The organism is Mangrovibacillus sp. Mu-81 (genome assembly GCF_036867415.1).
Classification (GTDB): Bacteria; Bacillota; Bacilli; order Bacillales; family Bacillaceae_B; genus Rossellomorea.
This window is the reverse complement of the sequence record NZ_JBAJHU010000011.1, coordinates 13,381-33,202: the sequence shown is the minus strand read 5'-3', so window position 1 is coordinate 33,202 and position 19,822 is coordinate 13,381. Positions and strand designations below refer to the sequence as shown.

The 19,822-nt window shown below is 43.0% G+C and carries 22 protein-coding genes; 10 read left to right on the top strand and 12 right to left on the bottom strand.

The window, feature by feature from the left end; translation table 11 throughout:
- The first annotated feature begins 815 nt into the window (after positions 1-815).
- Together V6B33_RS18095 and V6B33_RS18090 are read left to right on the top strand one after the other, a co-directional pair.
- The gene (locus tag V6B33_RS18095) at positions 816-1,328 is read left to right on the top strand and encodes a hypothetical protein (protein ID WP_334219093.1); all 513 of its coding nucleotides are present in this window, start codon (positions 816-818) and stop codon (positions 1,326-1,328) included.
- Positions 1,329-1,522: 194 nt separating this feature from the next.
- Complete coding sequence (locus tag V6B33_RS18090; protein WP_334219092.1) at positions 1,523-1,918, top strand: hypothetical protein; 396 nt, start codon at positions 1,523-1,525, stop codon at positions 1,916-1,918.
- A 146-nt stretch (positions 1,919-2,064) separates the two neighbouring features.
- Here the strand turns inward: V6B33_RS18090 and V6B33_RS18085 are convergent, their stop codons facing one another.
- The 3 genes from V6B33_RS18085 to V6B33_RS18075 all read right to left on the bottom strand — a co-directional run bounded on the left by V6B33_RS18085 (position 2,065) and on the right by V6B33_RS18075 (position 4,555).
- A complete protein-coding gene (locus tag V6B33_RS18085; RefSeq protein WP_334219091.1) occupies positions 2,065-3,060 on the bottom strand; it encodes a tRNA dihydrouridine synthase in 996 nt (331 codons plus the stop codon).
- A 201-nt stretch (positions 3,061-3,261) separates the two neighbouring features.
- The gene (locus V6B33_RS18080) at positions 3,262-3,639 is read right to left on the bottom strand and encodes a VOC family protein (RefSeq protein WP_334219090.1); all 378 of its coding nucleotides are present in this window, start codon (positions 3,637-3,639) and stop codon (positions 3,262-3,264) included.
- 52 nt (positions 3,640-3,691) lie between these two features.
- Positions 3,692-4,555, bottom strand: a complete 864-nt coding sequence (locus V6B33_RS18075; protein ID WP_334219089.1) for an AraC family transcriptional regulator — start codon at positions 4,553-4,555, stop codon at positions 3,692-3,694.
- 490 nt (positions 4,556-5,045) lie between these two features.
- On the opposite strand from V6B33_RS18075, the gene yiaA reads away from it, so the two are divergent.
- Entirely contained in the window at positions 5,046-5,516 is a 471-nt protein-coding gene (yiaA, locus tag V6B33_RS18070) for an inner membrane protein YiaA (protein WP_334219088.1), read from the top strand.
- 265 nt (positions 5,517-5,781) lie between these two features.
- Here the strand turns inward: yiaA and V6B33_RS18065 are convergent, their stop codons facing one another.
- The gene (locus V6B33_RS18065) at positions 5,782-6,093 is read right to left on the bottom strand and encodes a nucleotide pyrophosphohydrolase (RefSeq protein WP_334219087.1); all 312 of its coding nucleotides are present in this window, start codon (positions 6,091-6,093) and stop codon (positions 5,782-5,784) included.
- A gap of 220 nt (positions 6,094-6,313) precedes the next feature.
- Here V6B33_RS18065 and V6B33_RS18060 point away from each other — a divergent pair, with 220 nt between their 5' ends.
- Complete coding sequence (locus tag V6B33_RS18060; protein ID WP_334219086.1) at positions 6,314-6,781, top strand: GNAT family N-acetyltransferase; 468 nt, start codon at positions 6,314-6,316, stop codon at positions 6,779-6,781.
- Between the two features lie 59 nt (positions 6,782-6,840).
- Here V6B33_RS18060 and V6B33_RS18055 read toward each other — a convergent pair whose 3' ends face one another.
- Together V6B33_RS18055 and V6B33_RS18050 are read right to left on the bottom strand one after the other, a co-directional pair.
- Positions 6,841-8,271, bottom strand: coding sequence for a PH domain-containing protein (locus V6B33_RS18055; protein ID WP_334219085.1), 1,431 nt, complete (start codon positions 8,269-8,271; stop codon positions 6,841-6,843).
- Positions 8,268-8,786 (bottom strand): PH domain-containing protein, encoded by a 519-nt coding sequence (locus tag V6B33_RS18050; RefSeq protein WP_334219084.1) that lies wholly within the window; start codon positions 8,784-8,786, stop codon positions 8,268-8,270. Before V6B33_RS18050 ends, V6B33_RS18055 begins: the two co-directional genes overlap by 4 nt.
- 160 nt (positions 8,787-8,946) lie before the next feature.
- On the opposite strand from V6B33_RS18050, the gene V6B33_RS18045 reads away from it, so the two are divergent.
- From V6B33_RS18045 to V6B33_RS18025, 5 genes are all read left to right on the top strand, one after another.
- Positions 8,947-9,276, top strand: coding sequence for a PadR family transcriptional regulator (locus V6B33_RS18045; protein ID WP_334219083.1), 330 nt, complete (start codon positions 8,947-8,949; stop codon positions 9,274-9,276).
- A gap of 4 nt (positions 9,277-9,280) precedes the next feature.
- Entirely contained in the window at positions 9,281-10,051 is a 771-nt protein-coding gene (locus tag V6B33_RS18040; protein ID WP_334219082.1) for a DUF1129 family protein, read from the top strand.
- Between the two features lie 174 nt (positions 10,052-10,225).
- Positions 10,226-10,795 (top strand): bifunctional transcriptional activator/DNA repair enzyme AdaA, encoded by a 570-nt coding sequence (locus tag V6B33_RS18035; RefSeq protein ID WP_334219081.1) that lies wholly within the window; start codon positions 10,226-10,228, stop codon positions 10,793-10,795.
- The gene (locus tag V6B33_RS18030) at positions 10,795-11,757 is read left to right on the top strand and encodes a DNA-3-methyladenine glycosylase family protein (protein ID WP_334219080.1); all 963 of its coding nucleotides are present in this window, start codon (positions 10,795-10,797) and stop codon (positions 11,755-11,757) included. Before V6B33_RS18035 ends, V6B33_RS18030 begins: the two co-directional genes overlap by 1 nt.
- Positions 11,693-12,187 carry a methylated-DNA--[protein]-cysteine S-methyltransferase gene (locus V6B33_RS18025; RefSeq protein WP_334219079.1) on the top strand — a complete coding sequence of 165 codons (495 nt, stop codon included), beginning with the start codon at positions 11,693-11,695 and terminating at the stop codon, positions 12,185-12,187. Before V6B33_RS18030 ends, V6B33_RS18025 begins: the two co-directional genes overlap by 65 nt.
- 130 nt (positions 12,188-12,317) lie before the next feature.
- Here the strand turns inward: V6B33_RS18025 and V6B33_RS18020 are convergent, their stop codons facing one another.
- The 4 genes from V6B33_RS18020 to V6B33_RS18005 all read right to left on the bottom strand — a co-directional run bounded on the left by V6B33_RS18020 (position 12,318) and on the right by V6B33_RS18005 (position 16,467).
- Entirely contained in the window at positions 12,318-13,325 is a 1,008-nt protein-coding gene (locus V6B33_RS18020) for a DUF3231 family protein (RefSeq protein ID WP_442915558.1), read from the bottom strand.
- A 430-nt stretch (positions 13,326-13,755) separates the two neighbouring features.
- The gene (locus V6B33_RS18015; protein WP_334219078.1) at positions 13,756-14,424 is read right to left on the bottom strand and encodes a hypothetical protein; all 669 of its coding nucleotides are present in this window, start codon (positions 14,422-14,424) and stop codon (positions 13,756-13,758) included.
- 22 nt (positions 14,425-14,446) lie between these two features.
- On the bottom strand, positions 14,447-15,547 hold the full coding sequence (locus V6B33_RS18010; RefSeq protein WP_334219077.1) for a DUF58 domain-containing protein: 1,101 nt from the start codon (positions 15,545-15,547) through the stop codon (positions 14,447-14,449).
- Positions 15,544-16,467 carry an AAA family ATPase gene (locus tag V6B33_RS18005; RefSeq protein ID WP_334219076.1) on the bottom strand — a complete coding sequence of 308 codons (924 nt, stop codon included), beginning with the start codon at positions 16,465-16,467 and terminating at the stop codon, positions 15,544-15,546. The genes V6B33_RS18010 and V6B33_RS18005 overlap by 4 nt, the downstream gene beginning before the upstream one ends.
- A 458-nt stretch (positions 16,468-16,925) precedes the next feature.
- Here V6B33_RS18005 and V6B33_RS18000 point away from each other — a divergent pair, with 458 nt between their 5' ends.
- The gene (locus tag V6B33_RS18000) at positions 16,926-17,903 is read left to right on the top strand and encodes a glycerophosphodiester phosphodiesterase family protein (RefSeq protein ID WP_334219075.1); all 978 of its coding nucleotides are present in this window, start codon (positions 16,926-16,928) and stop codon (positions 17,901-17,903) included.
- Between the two features lie 107 nt (positions 17,904-18,010).
- Here V6B33_RS18000 and V6B33_RS17995 read toward each other — a convergent pair whose 3' ends face one another.
- Together V6B33_RS17995 and V6B33_RS17990 are read right to left on the bottom strand one after the other, a co-directional pair.
- Complete coding sequence (locus V6B33_RS17995) at positions 18,011-18,691, bottom strand: ABC transporter ATP-binding protein (RefSeq protein ID WP_334219074.1); 681 nt, start codon at positions 18,689-18,691, stop codon at positions 18,011-18,013.
- 1 nt (position 18,692) lies between these two features.
- Positions 18,693-19,727 (bottom strand): ABC transporter permease, encoded by a 1,035-nt coding sequence (locus tag V6B33_RS17990; RefSeq protein WP_334219073.1) that lies wholly within the window; start codon positions 19,725-19,727, stop codon positions 18,693-18,695.
- Between the last annotated feature and the right edge of the window lie 95 nt (positions 19,728-19,822).

Below are 19,822 nucleotides of genomic sequence, written 5' to 3'. Positions count from 1 at the left end.
ATAGAAAACTTATAGTATTAGTTGCATTCTTGATGTTAATTTTATGATAGGTCCGGTTTAAAAATAGATTTTCAAGAATTGATATTTATAAGCAAATATTTTTAACCTCTTTTTGATTTGTAACGGTGAACAGTACCATAAGTAAATGAAGTTTTTAGAAAATACAAGCCAAAAATCAAACAAGTCTAAAATTAAATTTGTATATTTTTGGCTTGTTCTATTTTTGGTTAAGAAAGAATACGTTTTTCCGTTACGATTGTTTTTTCTATACACCGTGTATTTTCAACATTATATGTATAAGCTAAATACATATAAATAAAGTTGGTGACTACTATGAAAACGGTGTTGGTTTTTCTTATTTTAGCGATATTATCCTTTATTTCCTTATACATCTTGATGAAGAAAATGAACGTAATCAACGTCTTGGGCTGTTATTTTTTATCCAATATTCTTCTTACAAATACAGGTGTAATCATTAATATGAATTTAAAATTAACAAAGCAAGATCCAACGAGTGAATTAATTTTTTGGACACAAAAAATTCCTGAGTGGTCACTCAAGCCAACTTTACTTTTATGGTTGATTTACATTTTGTTCTCTAATAGAACGATTTTAAATAAACTTATTCAACTCTCACTCTTCTTAACAGCACTTGTTTCCATTGAACTGTATTTCGTTCACATACAATATCTGGAGTGGGTGAATTGGAATGTATTTTATTCCTATATGAGATACATTTTCATTATTTTATTAATGGCTATTTACTCCTTTTATTTAGATAGACTTATTTATAAAGACAAAGAGGTGAATATGTAATGATTTTACCTCTCCCTGAGAAATTTGATGAAAATGAACTGTTTATTATCTTTTCCACAGTGATTACTTGGGCACTTATGTTTATATTACCCAGACGCTTGTCTGCTGTTACTATCACGGTTATTTGGACATTCAATGTCTTTCTTGCTTTGTTGGCGGATATTACCATCGGTGTAAAACCATATGAGCTTTACTTTACAATCGATCATAAAACGCATGAATTATTTGATGTTTTATTGCACTTTGTCACTTACCCAACTCTTTCTTATTTTGTAGTAAGCTGCTATCAATATTACAAACCTAAAGGTCTAAAGCATCTGTTTTTTCTTATTTTTTGGGCTGGGGTAGCGATCGTGATAGAATGGATTTCAGTGAAATTCAATGTTTTTACATATACCGGCTGGAAATTATACTTATCCTTTATTGTTTATTTGGTTGTATTTGCTGCTACTATTTGGCTTACGAAATTTACTGAAAAGAAACACCCTTACAAACGGCCTTCCACTGGTTGAATCAATTAAATAACCGGGTGCATCAGATTTTTTTTCGATAGTTCACATTAAATAAGTTTAGAAAGCAGTTTGTTCCCAATGGATGCGACCTGTGATAAACATTAGTTATCAGAATTTTCCAAATGAAAAGCGATATTCATTATCGTGCTGGATTGCTGAATAATCAGTGTTGATATTCCGCAAGGAGGTTATAGATGAAAAGAAAGGTAATTATTTTCACTGTTGTAGCCTTATTTTGTTTGTTATGTTACTCAATGTTCTTTAATGGATTTATTGGAGTCAAAAGCATTACTATTCAGGAAAGTGATAAATCATTTGAAGATGGTAAAAAGACTGCTGATAAAGAGATAATCGGAACAGTTAGTGGAATACTCAATAGGTCAAATAAAATTACGAATACACATTATTCACTTGCAATTGATTCAACGTACAAAATTCAGCTTGTATATAAAGATAACGATAAAGAAGTTTTATATTTTTATGAAGGTTTTGACACAAATGAAACCCTCATTGCTAGTGATATTAGCAATGATTATTATAAAATAAATGAGAAACAAACGAAAAAAATAATCCAACTGTTATTAAATTGAAGAGAGCTTTTATGAACAAGGCACCGAATCAATTACAGAGCCCTTTTCTTTATTTTTAAAACCCTTTAAAGCAAATGAAAAAAAGGTCATCCCCCCAATAAGTGAACGCTCACTGGGGGGATGACCCTTTTATATAGAACTAAACTTTACTTCGAAACCGAAAATCCTTCCTCTTCCTGCACTCCATCTGCATACTCATCAAGCAACGCACGTACTTCATCGGAAGTTTGAGTCTCCATCAGACGATTTCTGAGTTCGCTCGCGCCGCGGAATCCGCGGACGTAAATCTTAAAGAAGCGGCGGAGCGGTTTGAACGGCCGGGGCTCAAGTTCATCGTTATACTGATCATGAAGATCCAGCTGCAGCCTTAGGAGATCCAGCAGTTCTTCACTCGTATGTTCTTTCTTTTCTTTTTCGAAGGCGAACGGATTTTGGAAGATCCCGCGTCCGATCATGATGCCGTCTATGCCGTATTTCTCTGCGAGTTCCAGTCCTTTCTGGCGGTCAGGGATGTCTCCGTTGATCGTCAGTAAGGTGTGAGGAGCGATTTCGTCACGGAGTTTCTTGATCTCAGGGATCAGCTCCCAGTGGGCATCGACGTCACTCATTTCCTTCTTTGTACGGAGGTGGATGGACAGATTGACAATGTCCTGTTCCAGCAGGTGCTTCAGCCAGTCATGCCATTCCTCCACTTTGGTGTAGCCGAGGCGGGTCTTCACGCTGACGGGAAGTCCTCCCGCTTTGGCTGCCTGGATGAGTTCTGCTGCCACTTCCGGACGGCGGATCAGGCCCGAGCCTTTTCCGTTTGCTGCGACGTTATGGACAGGGCAGCCCATATTGATATCGATTCCCTTGAAGCCCATTTCCGCCATCCCGATACTCATTTGGCGGAAGTATTCAGGCTTGTCCCCCCAGATATGGGCGACGAGAGGCTGTTCATCTTCCGTGAATGTCAGACGCCCGCGCACGCTGTCTTTCCCTTTCGGATGACAGTAGCTTTCTGTATTCGTAAACTCTGTAAAAAACACGTCAGGTCTCGCCGCTTCACTCACGACGTGGCGGAACACGACATCGGTCACGGCTTCCATCGGTGCCAACACAAAGAACGGCCGAGGCAACTCATGCCAAAAATTATTCTTCATAATATATTTAAACCCTTTCCTTCAGGGAAACACGTTCCCAAAATTAAAAAGTAAGATGATTTAGTTTAATCCGTTCCCAGTCAGGATGGATTTCTACCAGTATATACTTTAATAGTATTAACCGAAAAGTGCAAGGGGACTCCCTTGCACCAATTAATACCAAAAGGAGACCTCCCGTAAAAGATGGCCTCCATTCGTTTCTTATACTTGTTCCTCACTCATGAATGCATGTGTATTCCCTTCTGTATCTTTGAAAAATACCATCCACGTCTCCGTGAGCTCCATTTTTGCGACCACATGCGGTTCACCTATAAAGCGGACTCCTTTTCCAGATAAATGCTCGTATGTTTCTTGTATATTCTTTACCTGGAAATAAAGTACTGAGCTGGAATGGGCGAATTCTTCTTTTTCTGGAAGTGATAACATGAGCCGCAGCCCTCCTGTTTCAAGAAATGCCATGCGATCTGTGTTAAACAGCAGGGTGAGCCCAAGCGTTTCCTTGTAATAATTCAAAGCCCTGTCCAGGTCTTTCACCGGTATTCCGATTTGTCCCACTTTCTCTATCAGTGCTGTGTCCATCCATCATTACTCCTCTCGTCTGTCTTTACTCTATAATAATAAAAAATTCAGGTTATCTTGTCTTATCCAATCTCACCTTTTTTCGAAAGTCAGCGGGAGAAATGCCTGCAAATTGTTTAAACATTTTACTGAAGGATACAGGGTTTTGAAGTCCCAGTAAAAAAGTGATTTCTGTCATCGTGTCATCTGTTTCCGATAGAAGCTGCTTAGCTTTGTGGATCCTGAATTCGGTCATATGCTGATGGGGGGATCTTCTGTAAATCTGCTGATACGACCTTAATAAATGGTTTGGGGATAGGCAGGCAGCCCTTGCAATATCATCGAGTTTGATGGGCAGGTCAAAATAAGCCCGTATATATTCATGAGCTATGTTTACCCTTCTATATAATTCTTCACGTGTTGATTTACGCACTGCTTTTACTGATTCAATCTCTTGATAGGTCTGGAGCTGATCGTGTATAAGTGTTTGCATGATCTGATGAAATTGTTCTTCGCGGCCAATGGATTCGCGATCACTGCCTGACAGTGCCTGTTTAAAAGCGTGCAGCTGGGCAGATAAAGTTACATTTTTGGGATAGGTCTTTTCAAAAAAGCCGATGGGACTCTTATCCTTGAATGGATCGGTCAAAAGCCTGTCATTCGTTTCTGATATGGAGTGAAAAACTTCTTCTGCGAATCCGTTTTGAAAGAAAATGCAGAATGACTCCACCTCTCTTGGTTCGTCAATGGAGATGGTGTAAGGGCCGGCATTCAGCAGGAGGTACCTGCTCTCTTCGATGGCAAAAAAGCCCCGTTTCGTCTGATAACGGGCTTTACCGTTCGAGAACGTTTTGATGGACAATTGCCCGTTACCTTCCCAATAAAATTGATTACTTTTGGCGTGCAATATGTAATTGGCAGAATCATGTTTTGGCATTATTCATTCCTCATTAGTGGTGGCAAGTTTCTTAGTTATATTATACATAATTTTCAAGTTCAGAAATTAAATCTTGAAACATGCAGTTTACAGCTTTAAAAAACATGGTTTCGCACCACTATCTATTGTAAATTTATTTTGACATAGAAAAAACGATTCAATTTTTCAATTTCTGAAGAATTGGATCAGTGCGGTTATTATCATTTATCCCGAACCAACCCTATATAACGCTACTTACCTTTTTTCCATCTCTTTCTTATGCAGCTGCTTGCTCCACGGCCAAGTACTAGCGTTCGTGCAACCAGGGGCAAAATGAATATAATATAAAAAAGCTGCTGAGATTTAATTGGAGATGGGTGGAATATCTTTAATCAGGAAAAATTTATTCAGAGTAAAAAATATAAACCAAATCTGTAAAAAATTGTTATAATGTTTCTTATAGCAGCAGTGAAGTCACTGCATTTTGAATGACAGTAAAGGGGAGCGGCGAATGTCTGATTTAAATGAAAGCCCATTAATGAAGAGTGATGAGAAGAAGCCAAAGATCAAGGTGGAAAGAAAAGAAGGGGAACCCACTTCCGCATTTAAAGGAGCGAGCTGGGCAGCTTTGGTGATTGGGGTATCCGCTTATCTGATCGGCCTGTTCAATGCCGGAATGGAACTGAATGAGAAGGGGTATTACTTCGCTGTACTCGTATTTGGTTTGTATGCAGCTGTATCCCTGCAAAAAGCGGTGAGGGACAAGGAAGAGGACATCCCGGTTTCGGGAATCTATTTCGGGCTCAGCTGGTTTGCCGTCGTTGTTGCGATTTCCTTAATGGCGATCGGGCTTTATAATGCAGGCAGTATCATCCTGAGTGAAAAAGGATTTTATGGTATGTCATTTGTTCTCAGCCTTTTTGCAGCAATCACGATTCAGAAAAATATCCGGGATACGCAGGTGGCCAGGGATAGAGAGTAATAAAATGGGGCGGTACTGATTGCTGTACCGCCCTTTGTCGTTCTACTTTTCTTTATCCGTTGCTTTTGAAGAATCGTAGAATAAACTGAGTGTGCATAGTGTCAGGATAACCGCATTTAAATTGATTTCAGAGTCTAGCATCAAACTATATAGAAAAGCTGCAGCTTCATATAGAGCTGCGCACCCTGTGATTATCTTTACTGCCTTTTTTGCTTAAGGGTAAGAATCAAATGATTCAGCTTCCTTTCTCGTTCAAGTGCCGAGCTTACTTTTCAACCGGCACAGGATACTTCCGTGCATTCTTCACCATTTTCTCTTCAATGATCTCTTTCACATCCAAATCAAGTTTGGAACTTAGCATTAAAGAGTAGATCAAGACATCTGCGATTTCTTCACGGATGTTCTCTTCATTCTTTTCCAGGGCTTCTTCGCTGCTGATCCATTGGAAGTCTTCGAGCAGTTCGGCCGCTTCGATGGAAATGGAGATGGCGAGGTCTTTGGGGGTTTGGTAGGGTCCCCAGTTTCGTTCGTCTATGAATTGGTTGAGTTTGGTCATTAGGTTTTGGATTTCGCTCATTTATTGTTTCTCCTTTCAAGATATTAAACTTAAACCACAATGAAGAGTTCATTAGGTATATTTTAGCATTAACTAATGATTGGAAGAGATAAATACAAGAATACGTAAATCAATAAAATTCCCTCTAGAACCTATCCCCTATTCATAAATATATTTAAATGACGTTTCAGCAGGTAAGTTTAAAACAGAGTCGAAAATAAGTAGTGAGGTGAGAATGAGTATGGACAATATAGAAATAAAAATAATAAGTTCAGATAATTGGAGAGATGCACTTGCACTATCAGTATACGATGAACAGCAGAAATTTGTTGCCTCTGTTCATCCTCCCGCCGCTATTGCCCTTGCTAAAGCATACATAAGACCAGGCGGGAAAATGGTTGAGCCGTATGGAATTTATAATCAGAAGAAGATGGTTGGATTTTTCAATTTGCATTATACACCAGGCAGTGAGGAGGATTATTGGCTGTTTCATTTTTTCATTGATAAAAGGTTTCAAAGAAACGGATGGGGTTCAAAGGCATTGAATGAATTAATCCTATATATTAAACAGAATAATCCTTCTAGTAAACGCCTGCGTTTAACTGTTCATCCAGAAAATGAAGCGGGGAGATTGTTTTATTTGAAGTTCGGTTTTTCAGAAGACAATATACTGACATTTGATGAACCTGCTTTTTCTATATCCATATAGGTATCATATAGAGCAGGGAAGCAAGGGAAAGACCCTTGCTTCTTTTAAATGAATAAAGATTAACCAATCACGGACTTCCCGTGATACCACTCATAAAACCCCCCAGCTTCCTCCTTCGACACCCCATACAACAAACTCTCATGTGCAGGATCTGCCCGATTCGAGAACATAATCGTCGCGACCCCGAATTTCCGCTGGATCCATGAGTGCTTTACGGTCACTTGCTGGATGCGGTGGAGGTGGGTGACGAAGGTTTCGTTCAGCCATCCTCCCTTCCGGATCTGGACGGTGTGTCCGTGGCGGATGTAGCTTGTGAACCGGTAGTCGATGATTCTCAGCAGAACGGATAGCGCGAAGACGATCGCTGCCGTCCAGAGCCATTCCTTTTTGAAAATCCATAATCCGATCAGGGTTGCAATCGTGAGATAATATGGATGCAGCAGCTTCAGCCAAAGGACTTTGATGGGGAAGCGTTCCATCTTTTCTTGTATGTGATAGTGGGGCAGGATGGTGTGGAGCATGTCATAGGCTTCATGCTTCGGCATGAACGGATAGAGGGAGCTGATGTCCTCTTCCCCTTCAGACGTCCCTGCGCTGATCAGCTTGATCGATACGAGGCCGAACATCCTTTTTACGAGGGTCTGTTCCACTTTTACCGCCTGCACTTTATTCTTTGCGATCGAGAAGCTCATTTCGTTCCCGATGCCTTTCTCGATATAGATCCGCTCCCTTTCGTCACTGATGACATAGTTTCCGTATTTGATGGTCGTCTTAATGAAGCCGATTCCAATCGACAGGATCATGGCAGCGGCAAAGAGGATGATCAAGATCCATACATGATCCAGCAAGTAGGACCAGGCGCTTTCCGCTGATTTCTCGATGGAAAAGAAATCGGCGAGGTTGAAATAGATGGCACTCAGTAGCGGGAAGATGGCCAGGAAACTGAGTGATGTGAAAGATGCTTTTATCAGATCTTTCCTGGTTGCCCGGAAATGAACAGTGCGCTCCGGCTTCGGCTGATGATCTTCCGGCTCCATCCCCGCCGACTTGTCTTCCAGATGTGACAGGATCCGGTCTTTCTCTGCCTGGGTGATGACCGGGAATTCAAATTCGGCATTTTCACCGCTCGTACCCGTTTCCAGGGTCAATGAGGTCAGGCTGAACCAGCGGTGGATGAAGGTCGTGCTGGACCGGTGGCTGTGGACACGGTCCCATGCGGCGGTCTTTTGTTTTTTAACGAACATTCCTTCTTTGAAGATGATGGACTGCACACCTAATTCATAGCGGTTGAACGCCCATTTGGAAAGGATGAACAGGACCGACATCAGTGTGGCGGCCAAGAGGGCGTAACGACCCCATACCACCCATCCGGCTGTTGAGTTGGCTTTCAGCAGGAACAGGAAGAGATAGAACCAAGCCTGACTCTTCAGGGAAGCGAACAGTTCGACTGCGATGTACGCTGGATGATAGCGTTTGGCAGGCTGCGTCATGCTCCAATCTCTCCTTCGTCCGGATCTTTGTCGGTGATTTTTGCAAAAGTGGCAATCTGAGCTTTCAATGTTCTTGCCGTATCCGCCGGGATGGCCGGGATCTTGTGGCTGGAGGTCGTTGTTCCGACTTCCAGATCGTACAGGTCATAACGGCGCATGATTGGCCCCTGCTCCGTGCGGACGTACTCCACTTTCTCCATCGGGATCAGGATGTGCTGCTGTTCCCATTTTCCGAATTTAAGCTGAACGAGTTCTTTGTCCACCTGGTAGCGCCAAGTCCTTTGTACGTAAACGGGTTCAATGATGATCGAGTAGATGGCGGAGATCACAAACAGCCCGCCGAGAACGTAAAGAATGATCCCGATCCAGTTGTACCAATTGAATCTATCCGTACAAAAAAGTAAAACGCCAATGATGATCAGGACGATCGTGTGACCGATTGTGTTGGAGATCCGCCATACTTTCGTTGCGTTCCTGGATATGGTTTCCGTTGGTTCATCTATGTGTATGTACATGTTTTTTCACCTCTGCCTGTACATACGCTGGAAAAGGAAGAAAAGTTTCATAGGTATATTCATTTTGTAAAATTTCCTCAAATATATCTTGCATTACAAGATAGTGATGAATATAATAAATCTATATCTTGCATTACAAGGTAATGGAAGGAGACATTCGATGGCAGATACAACTCAGATGTTAAAGGGAATATTGGACGGATGTCTATTGTCCATCATCAAGGACGGGGAAATCTACGGCTACGAATTGGCAGCGAGGCTGGAGTCTTATGGATTCACCTCTTTTAGTGAAGGTACCATTTATCCTTTATTGCTGCGGATGCAGAAGGAAGGGTTGGTCAGTGCCACTTTACGAAAGTCGACGGCCGGACCGAAGAGAAAATATTATTCCCTGACCGAAAAAGGGGAAGGGGAACTGGTGTCATTTATTAAGCGCTGGGAACAGTTGAGTTTCTCGGTTAATAATGTGTTGGATAAAAGGGGGATGTGAGAAGATGCTTACTAAAGAATCGGAACAGTTTTTGATTGAACTTCGCATGCATTTGATTTCGAAAGGAAAAAACGACAAAGAGATTAATGAAATCACAGACGAATTGGAAGACCATTTACTTCAGGCCGAAGCAGAGGGGAAAGATGTCACGCACATCATCGGGGAGAGTCCGAAGCAATATATGAAAAGCATCGGGGAATCAATGAAGACGGACTATCGCCAGATGATCGGGCTTGTACCGTTGATGATCCTGTTACTGGCAGCCTATTTCAGCCTTGCACCTGCCATTGAAGGCAAGTTCTCGTTATCAGGAGGCATGATCATGGTCGCCTCGATTGGCTCCGTCGTCGGGGTGCTGATCTATGCTGTCCTGCTATTCAAAGTGCTGCCTGGATACATTCAGTCAAAAAAGGGCTACCTCCTGATGTTTGGGACCATGCTTCTCGTCACCGGATTAGGGGTTGCCGTCTTATTCTGGTACAATGCGCAGGATTTTCAACCGGTGTTTACTGCGACGCCTTTACAAAATAATCTGATTCTTGCTGCGTGTATAGTGATTTTCATTGCTGCGGCCATTTATACAAAAACGTGGTTTACCATCATCATCCCGCTGTTTCTATCGCTCGGGCCGATCGCGGGCCGTTTTATTCCCGAGGACGTCAATGAAGATCCAACCCTGATCCTATATACAATCATCTTGTTAGTAGTCATTTCTGCAATTGCCATCTTCTTATTGATCAGAAAAAAGAAAAAGCAGAAGCAGCCTACGGTATAACGTTGTTTCAGAAGCACAGGAACCTCCCTGCGCTTCTTTTTGCTTCCTTGATCCAGAATCTGTTTCATTCCGACCATAAGCGCAAGAATAAGGAGGAATTGTCCGCTGACGACTTGATAAAATGGGGGAAGAGAGAAATGATAGGAAGATAAGTTGGAAAGAAGGTGTATGCCGATGACCGCGATCAACCTCACGTTCGAAGAGATGTGGGAAAAGATTATGGCTTGTGACCAGAAGTATGACGGGTTGTTTTTTACGGCTGTGAAGACCACCAAGATTTATTGCCGCCCATCTTGCCGGTCCAGGAAACCGAAGAAAGTGAATGTGGACTTCTATTTTGACATAAATGAAGTGGAGAATGCAGGTTACCGTGCCTGTAAAAGGTGTCAGCCTGAAGTGGAGTATTCCCCGAATATCGAGCTTGTCAGAAACGTCATCAGCTATTTAGTCAATCATACGGGTTCACCATTGGTACTGAAGGATATTGCGGATCATGCCGGGTTAAGCCCTTATTATCTTGAGCGCATGTTTAAACAAGAAACCGGGGATACACCGCGTACCTATTTAGAGAAAATACGCGTTGACAAAGCGGCTCATCTGCTTATGTCTACTGATCAGACAAACCTTGAGATAGGCTATGAAGCCGGCTTTCAAAGTCCATCCAATTTTTACAGGGTGTTCAGGCTTTTGAAAGGCTGCTCACCAAGCGAGTATCGAAAAAAGGTTGAAGGGGGCTTCCAGTAATGAACTGGGTTGACGCTCAATCAGAGATCAGGATTTATCCTCCTGAGGAATTCAGCTTTGATGAGTGCCTGCTGTTCTTAGGCAGGTCTGAGCTTGAAATCCTTCACGAAATAAAAGACGGATGTGTATATAAACTAATTGTAGTGAACGGGGAATTTATTCTATTTAAAATTGAATCTATCCGTGATTTTATGAAGGTTGAATTTCTGAACGGCATCCCATCTGAAGACGCACGGCAGCAAGTGGCGGAGTATATATGGGAGTGGTTTGAATTGGATATGGATCTGAGGGTGTTTTACGAATGGGCGGATGACGACCCCATCTTATCGAAACTCACCCGGAACTATTTCGGATTGCGCATGATCTGTATTCATGACCTGTTCGAAGCGCTCGTTTGGGCGATCTTGGGTCAGCAAATCAACTTATCCTTTGCATACACATTAAAGAAGCGGTTTGTGGAGCAATTTGGGAAAAGTCTGGCAGTGGATGGAGATCGATATTGGCTATTTCCTTCATTTGAAGAAATTGCTTCTTTAAATGTGGAGGATCTCCGAAAACTTCAAATCACAGGCAGAAAAGCTGAATACATCCTTGGAATTGCAAATGCTATGAGTAAGGGCGGATTGACGAAAGAATCACTGATGAAACAAGATGAAGAACAAGTGAGGAAGTCCCTGTTGCAGTACAAAGGCATAGGAGCATGGACTGCGGATTATGTCATGATGAAATGTCTGCATGTCACCACGTCGTTTCCTATCGGAGACGTCGGTCTTCAAAATGCTTTAAAGGTTTTATTGGGTTATGATCGTAAGCCGACCCGGGAAGAAATGGAAGAGTTTTCGGCAAAATGGGAAGGGTGGCAAGGGTATGCCGCCTTTTATCTTTGGAGGTCTTTGTATGACGAAACTATACAAACAGCTATACCAATCGCCAATAGGCACAATCGAAATACTGGGCACTGATGAACACATCACATCGATCCTTTTCGTAGACGAAGAGTATCAGGCAAATGATGAATGCCCTCGGGTCTTAGAAGACTGCAAAGTCCAGCTTGATGAATATTTTCAAGGCAAGCGCAGTGAGTTTACATTCTCATACCTATTTGGCGGAACAGATTTTCAAAAGAAAGTATGGGGTGCATTAACAGAAATACCCTATGCAGAAACAGCTTCTTACAAAGAAATCGCCCTTTCTATCGGGAATGATAGGTCCTCCCGTGGAGTAGGCAGTGCTAACGGCAAAAACCGCTTAAGCATCGTCATCCCATGTCACCGTGTCATCGGATCGAATGGTAAGCTGACGGGCTATGCGGGAGGTTTATGGAGGAAGGAATGGCTTCTTCGGCATGAGCGGTCTTTAAGTAAGACGGGGGTTCATTATGATATCTTTTGAGGAACCCATATCAGCGTTGAAGTTGTGCAGTGGTTTTAAAGAGAACTTTTCTGCCTATTAAAAACCAACCTCTAAAATAGTTGGAGGTTGGTCAGCAAACTTCTATTTGTTTAAAGTAATCCACCGAATATTATTTTTCACTTGCGATCTCTTTTCTATTAGGAGCAAGAGGTGGTTGTTCTAACCAATTATTCTTTACCATTAAATTAAACCACTTCTTTGTAACCATAAGATTTTTTAGAATTGTTCCCTCATAAGCAGTAACAAGATCTGTACGCATTGCCGATGCCAGACCTGTGCCATGATAATTTTGTGCTGCTTGAAATAAGAATCCAATATGATACAGCATCAATTTATCAGAAAAAGGAGAGTCTGTTGACGTTGTTACTTCTGTTTCCCAAGATTTAGGAACAGGTAAGTTATCTGCCTGCATGATTTTAGATAATGCTTTGATTTGCCCATCTGCTGTTTTCTCAGAATCGGCTAAGAATTTTCTTACTTCTTTTGATTGAGCCACTTGACTGAATGCAATGGAGAGTGTTTTAGCCATAATACTTTTTTTCAGGTTAAAGGAGATACTAATGATTTCTGTTGCCGCTAATTTTCTGCCTTTTCCAAAAAAACCATCGGTGAAGTCTTTACTTGAAATATATTCAGGGTTTTCACCAGGATAGAATATAGGGTCACGTTGAAAACTACCTTTTTCAAGCAATAGTTCTATCGTTTGGTGATACATCTTTTTTGCAGCATCATCACATGAATCGTAAAAAAGCCTTAAGTCTTTTCTTACGGATACAGCTAACGAAGTACTGTGGCCCAGCAAACCATGTAATATCATTATATGTAGGTAATTCAGGCAAAAAATATCCGTGAATAATCTTTGTTTCCCTTTAAATAGGTCAGATTCAGAAAATCCGATTGGGACTGGAAAGCCCTCGTTCTGCAAAAATGAACTAATTTGTTCTTTTTGTCCTTTAAATGTTTCTATAGCATCTGAGAAAACCGCTTTTATTTGCTCATCCTCAATAATAGAAACCATATATTTATTTACAACATCAACCATCGTACCATTTACAAACTCCCCCCATAGCGAACCTATTTCAGAAGATGTAAGTTTTAACTGATCTCTTTCCAACATAGTCACCTCAATGTTTAAAGATATGGAATTATAAAATAGTGTATCCAAACTTTAAAATTCAATGTATCATGCATGTTGCTTATTCATTACATTCACATATCTCCCATTACGAATTTCACTAACCTGAAGCATACTGAGAATAGGGAGATATCGATATGGGAGAAGATATTTAGGATACAAGATGGCATTTGATTTTATCCTGCTGTATATATTTGCTATTTGGAATTGTTATCGTACGACAGTAGATATGAATAATGTGTACATATTAGCAGACATGAAAATCATCCTTTTAATACATTTAGTATTGGAGCGATGGAAATTAATTACCTTGATAAAAGGAATCCTATTTTATCTTTTCTGTGGTCGCTTTATGCCAAACTCTAAGAATCCGCTGGCAACAATTAGCCAGCGGATTCTTGATTCTTTTAAACTATTTTAAGAATTTCTCCAATAGCTGCAATTCCTGGTGGGTATATGATTTCCCGCCGTAACGGACCTTTTCATAAATCGGTATGATTCCAATCGGTCCTTTTATCCGTCTGAACCATTCCTGGATGGTTTCGTGACTCCTTTTTTTGTTTAGAAAGTTTAAATGACTTTCCCAGTCGATCAACATTTGGCGGATTTCGTTCAGTTTTACTTCTGATAGGGTATATGGTCTGTCCTCTTCTTGTATGGCATAGGATTTAACAGCATGCCGGTTGAGATCTGTGTCCGGCAATCGTTCTTCTTTTTCTTTCCGCTTTTTCTTCATGTACCGGAGATACCAGAAAAGGAAAACAACCGCCAGAATCATGAAAACCCCGTACTTTTTTACGGTATCCACGAAGCCCTTGCCATTTCCAATTTCGCCCGAAAAAGGGTCCACAAACCATGGTAAATATTCATCCACAACAATTGGCTCATCGAGGCGCCTTTCCGAAATAGTCCTCCCTTCACGCGGGGGACCCAAATAGAGATCACTCTCTCCGCCGGGGTCCTCTACATGATAAAAACCCTTCACCTTTACAGCTGCTTCACTGCATACATTCATCAATACCAGGCTGGTGCCTGCACAGATGAGGATAAAAAGGATTGTTATCCCTGCTTTTTTCAACATTGTGACCTCCTCTCATTCCTCTTTACCGCTTGATGTGCAGAAGCGGTTCACGGGTGGTGAGTTCTGGCGGTGTTCCGATGATCAAGCCAAGTGACTTGTTGTCTTTTGCCCTTAGTGAATGTTGATAGAAGAGTTCGGTTGGGAAGAATCTCCCGTTGGGATTGACGAGTGCCAGCGTCTCGATCAACTTCCTCAATTGCGAACGGTCGAGGTCGTTCTTGAGACGCATGATGTCCTGGTGTTCTGTCGCATAATTCACCCAAAGCTCCACCTTGCATCCCTCTTTTATCAGGTACAGGCAGACCGACACGGTGTATTCGATCAGTTCCTCCATATCCTTCCTGAGGTGAAACTGCCCTGCTCCTACCATGTTGAGGAATATGGAATACAGGTCGCCGTGGACTTTCTGATATTTTTTTGCGAGGAGTTTGTTCTCTTTGGCTGTTGCGAGCCAGTGGATATGCCTGAAGCTTTCATTCTCATAATCTTTGGTCCCGATGATGCTCGTCTCATCCAGAAACAAGGAGTAATTCGTCTGTTTGTAGCCCTGAAGCATGGATTTCAGCTTCAAGTCATGAATTTTCCCGATACGTGGAAGGACTTTGAATGAGGGGAGCATCTCTTGGCCGCTTTCCACTCGATAGATTTGGAGGGACAGCGGATCCTTCAGCAGGAATTCTAGATTGCTCCACCGATGAATTCCCCGGCCTTTCCCCTTTAAGGTGACGGTGATCGTCTTTTGTGATTTTGCCGGGAGGTCCAGGGACAGTGAGCAGATGCTGCTTTCCTCATCCCCGCCGGTAAATACGAGTTCATGATCGCTCCTGCTTTCTATGTTCATTTTCAGGCGATACACGGGTAGTGCGGAATCGTTCCGGATCTCGATCTGGCAGGTGACCGTTTCATCGATGCTTGAGGCGTCATGGTATTTTCTGATACTCCAGGAAATCTTCTTATATTGCATGTTTAGATAGATTCTCGATAATAGTGCCAAGGAAAGAATCATAGAGAATAGAAGGGCAGGAACGGAATACCCTGCGAAACTGCTGATGATGAGCAGGATCATGTTCAAGATCAAGACCAGCGGCGTAAAGATGAAGGGTGGTTCCTTATAGATCTTCATGGTGTTTCGACCGGAACGGAGATGCTGTCAAGAACTTCGTGTATGACCGCTTCCTTCGATGTCTTTACCTCTCCTTCCACATTCAACGAGATCCTGTGTGCCAAGAGCGGAAGTGCCAGTTCTTTTACATCATCCGGAGTACTGAAATCCCTCCCGTACAGGAAAGCCCTTGATTGGGTTGCTCTCATGTATGAAAGTGATCCGCGGGGACTTACCCCGATATCCACATATGGATGTTGTCTTGTCGCCTGGACGATTTCCATCAAATAATCCTCGACCTCTTCTGAAACAAGGACATCCTTTACTTTCTGCTTCAACTGAATGATGTCTTCTATGGAGATGACACTCTCGATGTTCTCGAGCGGATTGGATGAACGGAACCGCCTCAGCATCATTTTTTCTTTTGCAGGAGACGGGTAACCCTGCCTGATAGTAAGCAGGAAGCGGTCGAGCTGGGCATCCGGCAATGGGAATGTGCCGATTGAGTCATGTGGATTCTGCGTGGCGATGACACAAAACGGTTTTGGTAAATGATGTGTCACGCCGCCGAGAGTGACATGCTTCTCTTCCATCAGCTCAAGAAGGGCGGACTGGGTCCTCGGAACGGCTCGATTGATTTCATCGATGAGGAGAACATTATTAAAAACGGGACCTTTCCGAATTTTAAAGTCACTCGTTTTCACATCAAAGTATTCCTGTCCCACAATATCCGAGGGAAGCGTATCGGGGGTGAACTGAAGCCGGTTGAACGACCCGTCGATGCTTCTCGAAAAACATTTCGCCATCGTCGTTTTCCCTGTGCCGGGCACATCTTCAAGCAGTATATGCCCGTCACTCAACAGGGCAATAATCATCAGCTCAATTTCTTTCTCCTTATCGATCATGACTTTCGCTACATTCTCTTTTATATGCTGCAGCATTTCCTCACCCCTTTTATTTAGTCTGAACATTCCAATTATAACATTTTTTTACATTTAAGGTGTTTCAAATCAAGAAAGTTTGTTCCGAACGTATCCAGTTTACAAACGAATCTATATATAAAAGGATGAAGGATACTAAAGGGGGAGATTACATGTTGAAAGAATGCATGAAATGGAACAGATCGAATACAGGGATGAATTCAATGCTATATTTTTTTGTGATTTAGACTTGAATCAGAGTTGAGGCAAGCTCGATACAGAATCGAAAACAAAAAGAAGAATGTAAAGAATGTAGAGAAAGAAAAGAAAACACTCACCACCTAATCTATACTTTGGCAGATAATACAGCGTGCGAGCGGGATATTGCCAACGGGGTGAAACCGAATTCCATAGCGGGATTGCTGGAAAAGAGATACAATTTACTAGAATTCAATTTTTATGAAAATGTTGGAGGAACTATGAAAAAGTTTAAGAGAATCATGAAAAGAGTATTGATTGTGTTCGCTGTTTTGGCAGCTTTCATGTATGTAAACAACACGTCCCTGTTTACGAAGACGGCAGGGGAGGAACCTTTGTTATTGGCGCACAGGGGGATGGCTCAGACCTTTCCGATGGAGGGGATCAAGAGCGATACCTGCACAGCCGGGAGGATCTTTGAGCCGGAACATCCTTACCTGGAAAACACGATTCCGTCCATGGAAGCAGCTTTTGAAGCCGGCGCGGACGTTGTCGAGTTTGATGTGCAGCCGACGAAGGACGGCAAGTTTGCGATTTTCCATGACTGGACATTGGAGTGCCGGACGGACGGCAAAGGGGTGACGAGGGAGCACACGATGGAGGAATTGAAGCAGTTGGATATCGGGTATGGGTATACGGCCGATGACGGGAAGACCTATCCATTTCGGGGGAAAGGGGTCGGACTGATGCCGTCACTTGATGAAGTGCTGTCCCATTTTCCGGAAGGATCATTCTTGATCCATATCAAGAGCGATGATCCGGAAGAGGGAAATCAGCTTGCCGACCATCTCTCTCAACTTCCGAAAGAGAGGTTAAGTGAACTTACAGTTTATGGTGGTGACCGTCCGATTGCAGCGTTAAAAGAAAAGCTTCCGGAAATTCGCGTCATGTCGATCGCCACGATGAAGAGCTGCATGCTGCCTTATATTGCGGCAGGATGGACAGGTTATGTTCCTTCTGCCTGCCGCAATACGCAGATCCACATACCGGAGACCTATGCGAAATGGATGTGGGGCTGGCCGGATAAATTCATCAAGCGCATGGAAGAGGCAGGTACGCGCGTGATCCTGGTCGCAGGGGACGGCGGATGGTCGGAAGGCTTTGATACGCCTGAGGATCTCAAACGGCTGCCTTCCGATTATTCCGGCGGGATTTGGACAAACCGGATTGATGAAGCTGCTCCGATTTTGCAAGAATGAGAGCGCAGCTGAAAGCCTGATTTCTCATTATAAGTTGGAAATCAGGCTTTTCTTTTTTTAACCATTGGGGATCCTGCACGGAATCAGGCAGCGTGGTTTAACGGTTCCTACCCGTTCACCACCAGTCCATCGCTCATTTTCACAACATGGTCAGCATACGTAAGCATGTCTTCGTCATGTGTGACCATCAGGGTTGTGATATCAAGCGTTCTGGTCAGTTCCCGGATTAACCTCATCACATCCCTTGACCTCTTAGAATCCAGGCTTGCAGTTGGTTCATCTGCGAACAGAACGCTCGGTTGATGGATGAGGGCACGTGCCAGGGCAATCCGTTGTTTTTCCCCGCCTGATAAAGAAGCAGGGTAGGCATGTTTCCTGTGATCCATTCCGACCAGCTTTAGAATGCGGTCGATTTCCTTTGTCTGTTCATGTTTCTTCAATGTCGTTTCGGATGCATCGAACATTAAGAGCAGTTGTTCTTCGACTGTGAGGAAAGGGACCAGATGGGCAAATTGAAAGACGAAGCCGAATCTGCACGCCCGTATTTTCCGGATTTGTTCAGCGTTCATTTCCGTCATGTTTTTGCCTTCAAACAGCACCTGCCCCCCTGATGCAGGCTGCAGGCCGGCTGCTATCGTCAGCAGCGTACTTTTCCCGGATCCCGATGCGCCGACGAGTGCGGTGATTTCCCCTTCATGAAGGGTGAGGTTGATGCCTTTCAGGACCTCTTCCTTCACTTCGCCGTTTGTGAATGTCTTCTTGACGTCTTCCATCGTGAATATGGCCATCTTACACCTCTCCTTGTTGAATCGCTTGTAATGGTTCCACCTTCTTGATCCCGATGCCTGATAGGGTGGCGCCGGTAAAGCCGATCACCAGGAAGACAAGCGACAATTGGATGGTTGCTTGAGCGGTCAGGCTGAACGGCATTCCCTCAGGCGCCATCAACGTGAACAATTGACTGCAGGTGACGGATAGAAGAAGGGCCGTCATGGTGATCATGAGCATTTGTGTCCACATCATCTTAAATAACGTGCCCGTTTTCACCCCGATGGCTTTCAGGATACCGTAGAGCCCGATTTTCTGAACGTTCATCATGTAGAAGAAGATGGCAAATAACATCCCGCTGATGACAACCAGGAACCAGACCATCATGTTCAAAGACAGTTGTTCTGCACTGTAACTTGGAATCGTTTGGAGAAACTCTTCTTTTGAAAAAGAGTGCATCCCGGTGATGTCAGTTGAATGGTCCTCTTCAGGCAGGAACAGCAGCTGCATTTCTTCAACGTTGAATATGTCTTTGTAGTCCTCCATATTGATATATGCAGCTGGTGCGTGGCTGAATTTCTTCCCGTCGGCAAAGCCTTTCACGGTAAATGTGCCGCTGTATTGAGCGGTGGTCAAGGTATCCCCGACCTTGATCCCTTCCTCCTCCAATGAACCGTCAAGGACAATTTCCCCACTCTTTACATCGGTAAAGAACGGGGAAGCGGTAGAAGTGACAAACGCGGCACTTCTCCGATTCCCGGAATCATCACTCAAAAAGCTCATCTGGATGGAAATGGCGGCAGCGTCCTTACGGGTGTGTAGAAATTCCGCCTGGACCCTCTTGTCTATCCTCGAGAAGCTATAAGTTTCATCCGCATCTTCATCCAGATAGAATTGTCCGTCCGGCAAGGCTTTGATGAGTGAAGCATTATCCTGCGAAAGTCCATTGGCCAGGCCGGAAATAAGAAAGGTCAACAAACTGACCAGAAAAATGATCGAACCGAGAATCATAAATCTTACTTTATTCTTTTTCATTTCTTTCCATGCAAGGTTCATATCAAGTCCTCCATCTCTTCAGATTGACTATATCCTTAATCTACAACCTCAATATGAACGGAAGATGAACAATGGATGACAAAAAAGTGTTATGC

Bases quoted from the DNA above. Each gene is read 5' to 3' on its own strand.
- V6B33_RS18045 (WP_334219083.1), top strand. From the start codon at position 8,947: ATGGCAGATACAACTCAGATGTTAAAGGGAATATTGGACGGATGTCTA.
- V6B33_RS18040 (WP_334219082.1), top strand. From the start codon at position 9,281: ATGCTTACTAAAGAATCGGAACAGTTTTTGATTGAACTTCGCATGCAT.
- V6B33_RS18055 (WP_334219085.1), bottom strand. From the start codon at position 8,271: ATGACGCAGCCTGCCAAACGCTATCATCCAGCGTACATCGCAGTCGAA.
- V6B33_RS17990 (WP_334219073.1), bottom strand. From the start codon at position 19,727: ATGAACCTTGCATGGAAAGAAATGAAAAAGAATAAAGTAAGATTTATG.
- V6B33_RS18025 (WP_334219079.1), top strand. From the start codon at position 11,693: ATGACGAAACTATACAAACAGCTATACCAATCGCCAATAGGCACAATC.
- V6B33_RS18020 (WP_442915558.1), bottom strand. From the start codon at position 13,325: ATGTTGGAAAGAGATCAGTTAAAACTTACATCTTCTGAAATAGGTTCG.
- V6B33_RS18095 (WP_334219093.1), top strand. From the start codon at position 816: ATGATTTTACCTCTCCCTGAGAAATTTGATGAAAATGAACTGTTTATT.
- V6B33_RS18015 (WP_334219078.1), bottom strand. From the start codon at position 14,424: ATGTTGAAAAAAGCAGGGATAACAATCCTTTTTATCCTCATCTGTGCA.
- V6B33_RS18060 (WP_334219086.1), top strand. From the start codon at position 6,314: ATGGACAATATAGAAATAAAAATAATAAGTTCAGATAATTGGAGAGAT.
- V6B33_RS17995 (WP_334219074.1), bottom strand. From the start codon at position 18,691: ATGGCCATATTCACGATGGAAGACGTCAAGAAGACATTCACAAACGGC.
- V6B33_RS18000 (WP_334219075.1), top strand. From the start codon at position 16,926: ATGAAAAAGTTTAAGAGAATCATGAAAAGAGTATTGATTGTGTTCGCT.
- V6B33_RS18035 (WP_334219081.1), top strand. From the start codon at position 10,226: ATGACCGCGATCAACCTCACGTTCGAAGAGATGTGGGAAAAGATTATG.
- V6B33_RS18090 (WP_334219092.1), top strand. From the start codon at position 1,523: ATGAAAAGAAAGGTAATTATTTTCACTGTTGTAGCCTTATTTTGTTTG.
- V6B33_RS18075 (WP_334219089.1), bottom strand. From the start codon at position 4,555: ATGCCAAAACATGATTCTGCCAATTACATATTGCACGCCAAAAGTAAT.
- yiaA (WP_334219088.1), top strand. From the start codon at position 5,046: ATGTCTGATTTAAATGAAAGCCCATTAATGAAGAGTGATGAGAAGAAG.
- V6B33_RS18080 (WP_334219090.1), bottom strand. From the start codon at position 3,639: ATGGACACAGCACTGATAGAGAAAGTGGGACAAATCGGAATACCGGTG.
- V6B33_RS18065 (WP_334219087.1), bottom strand. From the start codon at position 6,093: ATGAGCGAAATCCAAAACCTAATGACCAAACTCAACCAATTCATAGAC.
- V6B33_RS18030 (WP_334219080.1), top strand. From the start codon at position 10,795: ATGAACTGGGTTGACGCTCAATCAGAGATCAGGATTTATCCTCCTGAG.
- V6B33_RS18085 (WP_334219091.1), bottom strand. From the start codon at position 3,060: ATGAAGAATAATTTTTGGCATGAGTTGCCTCGGCCGTTCTTTGTGTTG.
- V6B33_RS18050 (WP_334219084.1), bottom strand. From the start codon at position 8,786: ATGTACATACACATAGATGAACCAACGGAAACCATATCCAGGAACGCA.
- V6B33_RS18005 (WP_334219076.1), bottom strand. From the start codon at position 16,467: ATGCTGCAGCATATAAAAGAGAATGTAGCGAAAGTCATGATCGATAAG.
- V6B33_RS18010 (WP_334219077.1), bottom strand. From the start codon at position 15,547: ATGAAGATCTATAAGGAACCACCCTTCATCTTTACGCCGCTGGTCTTG.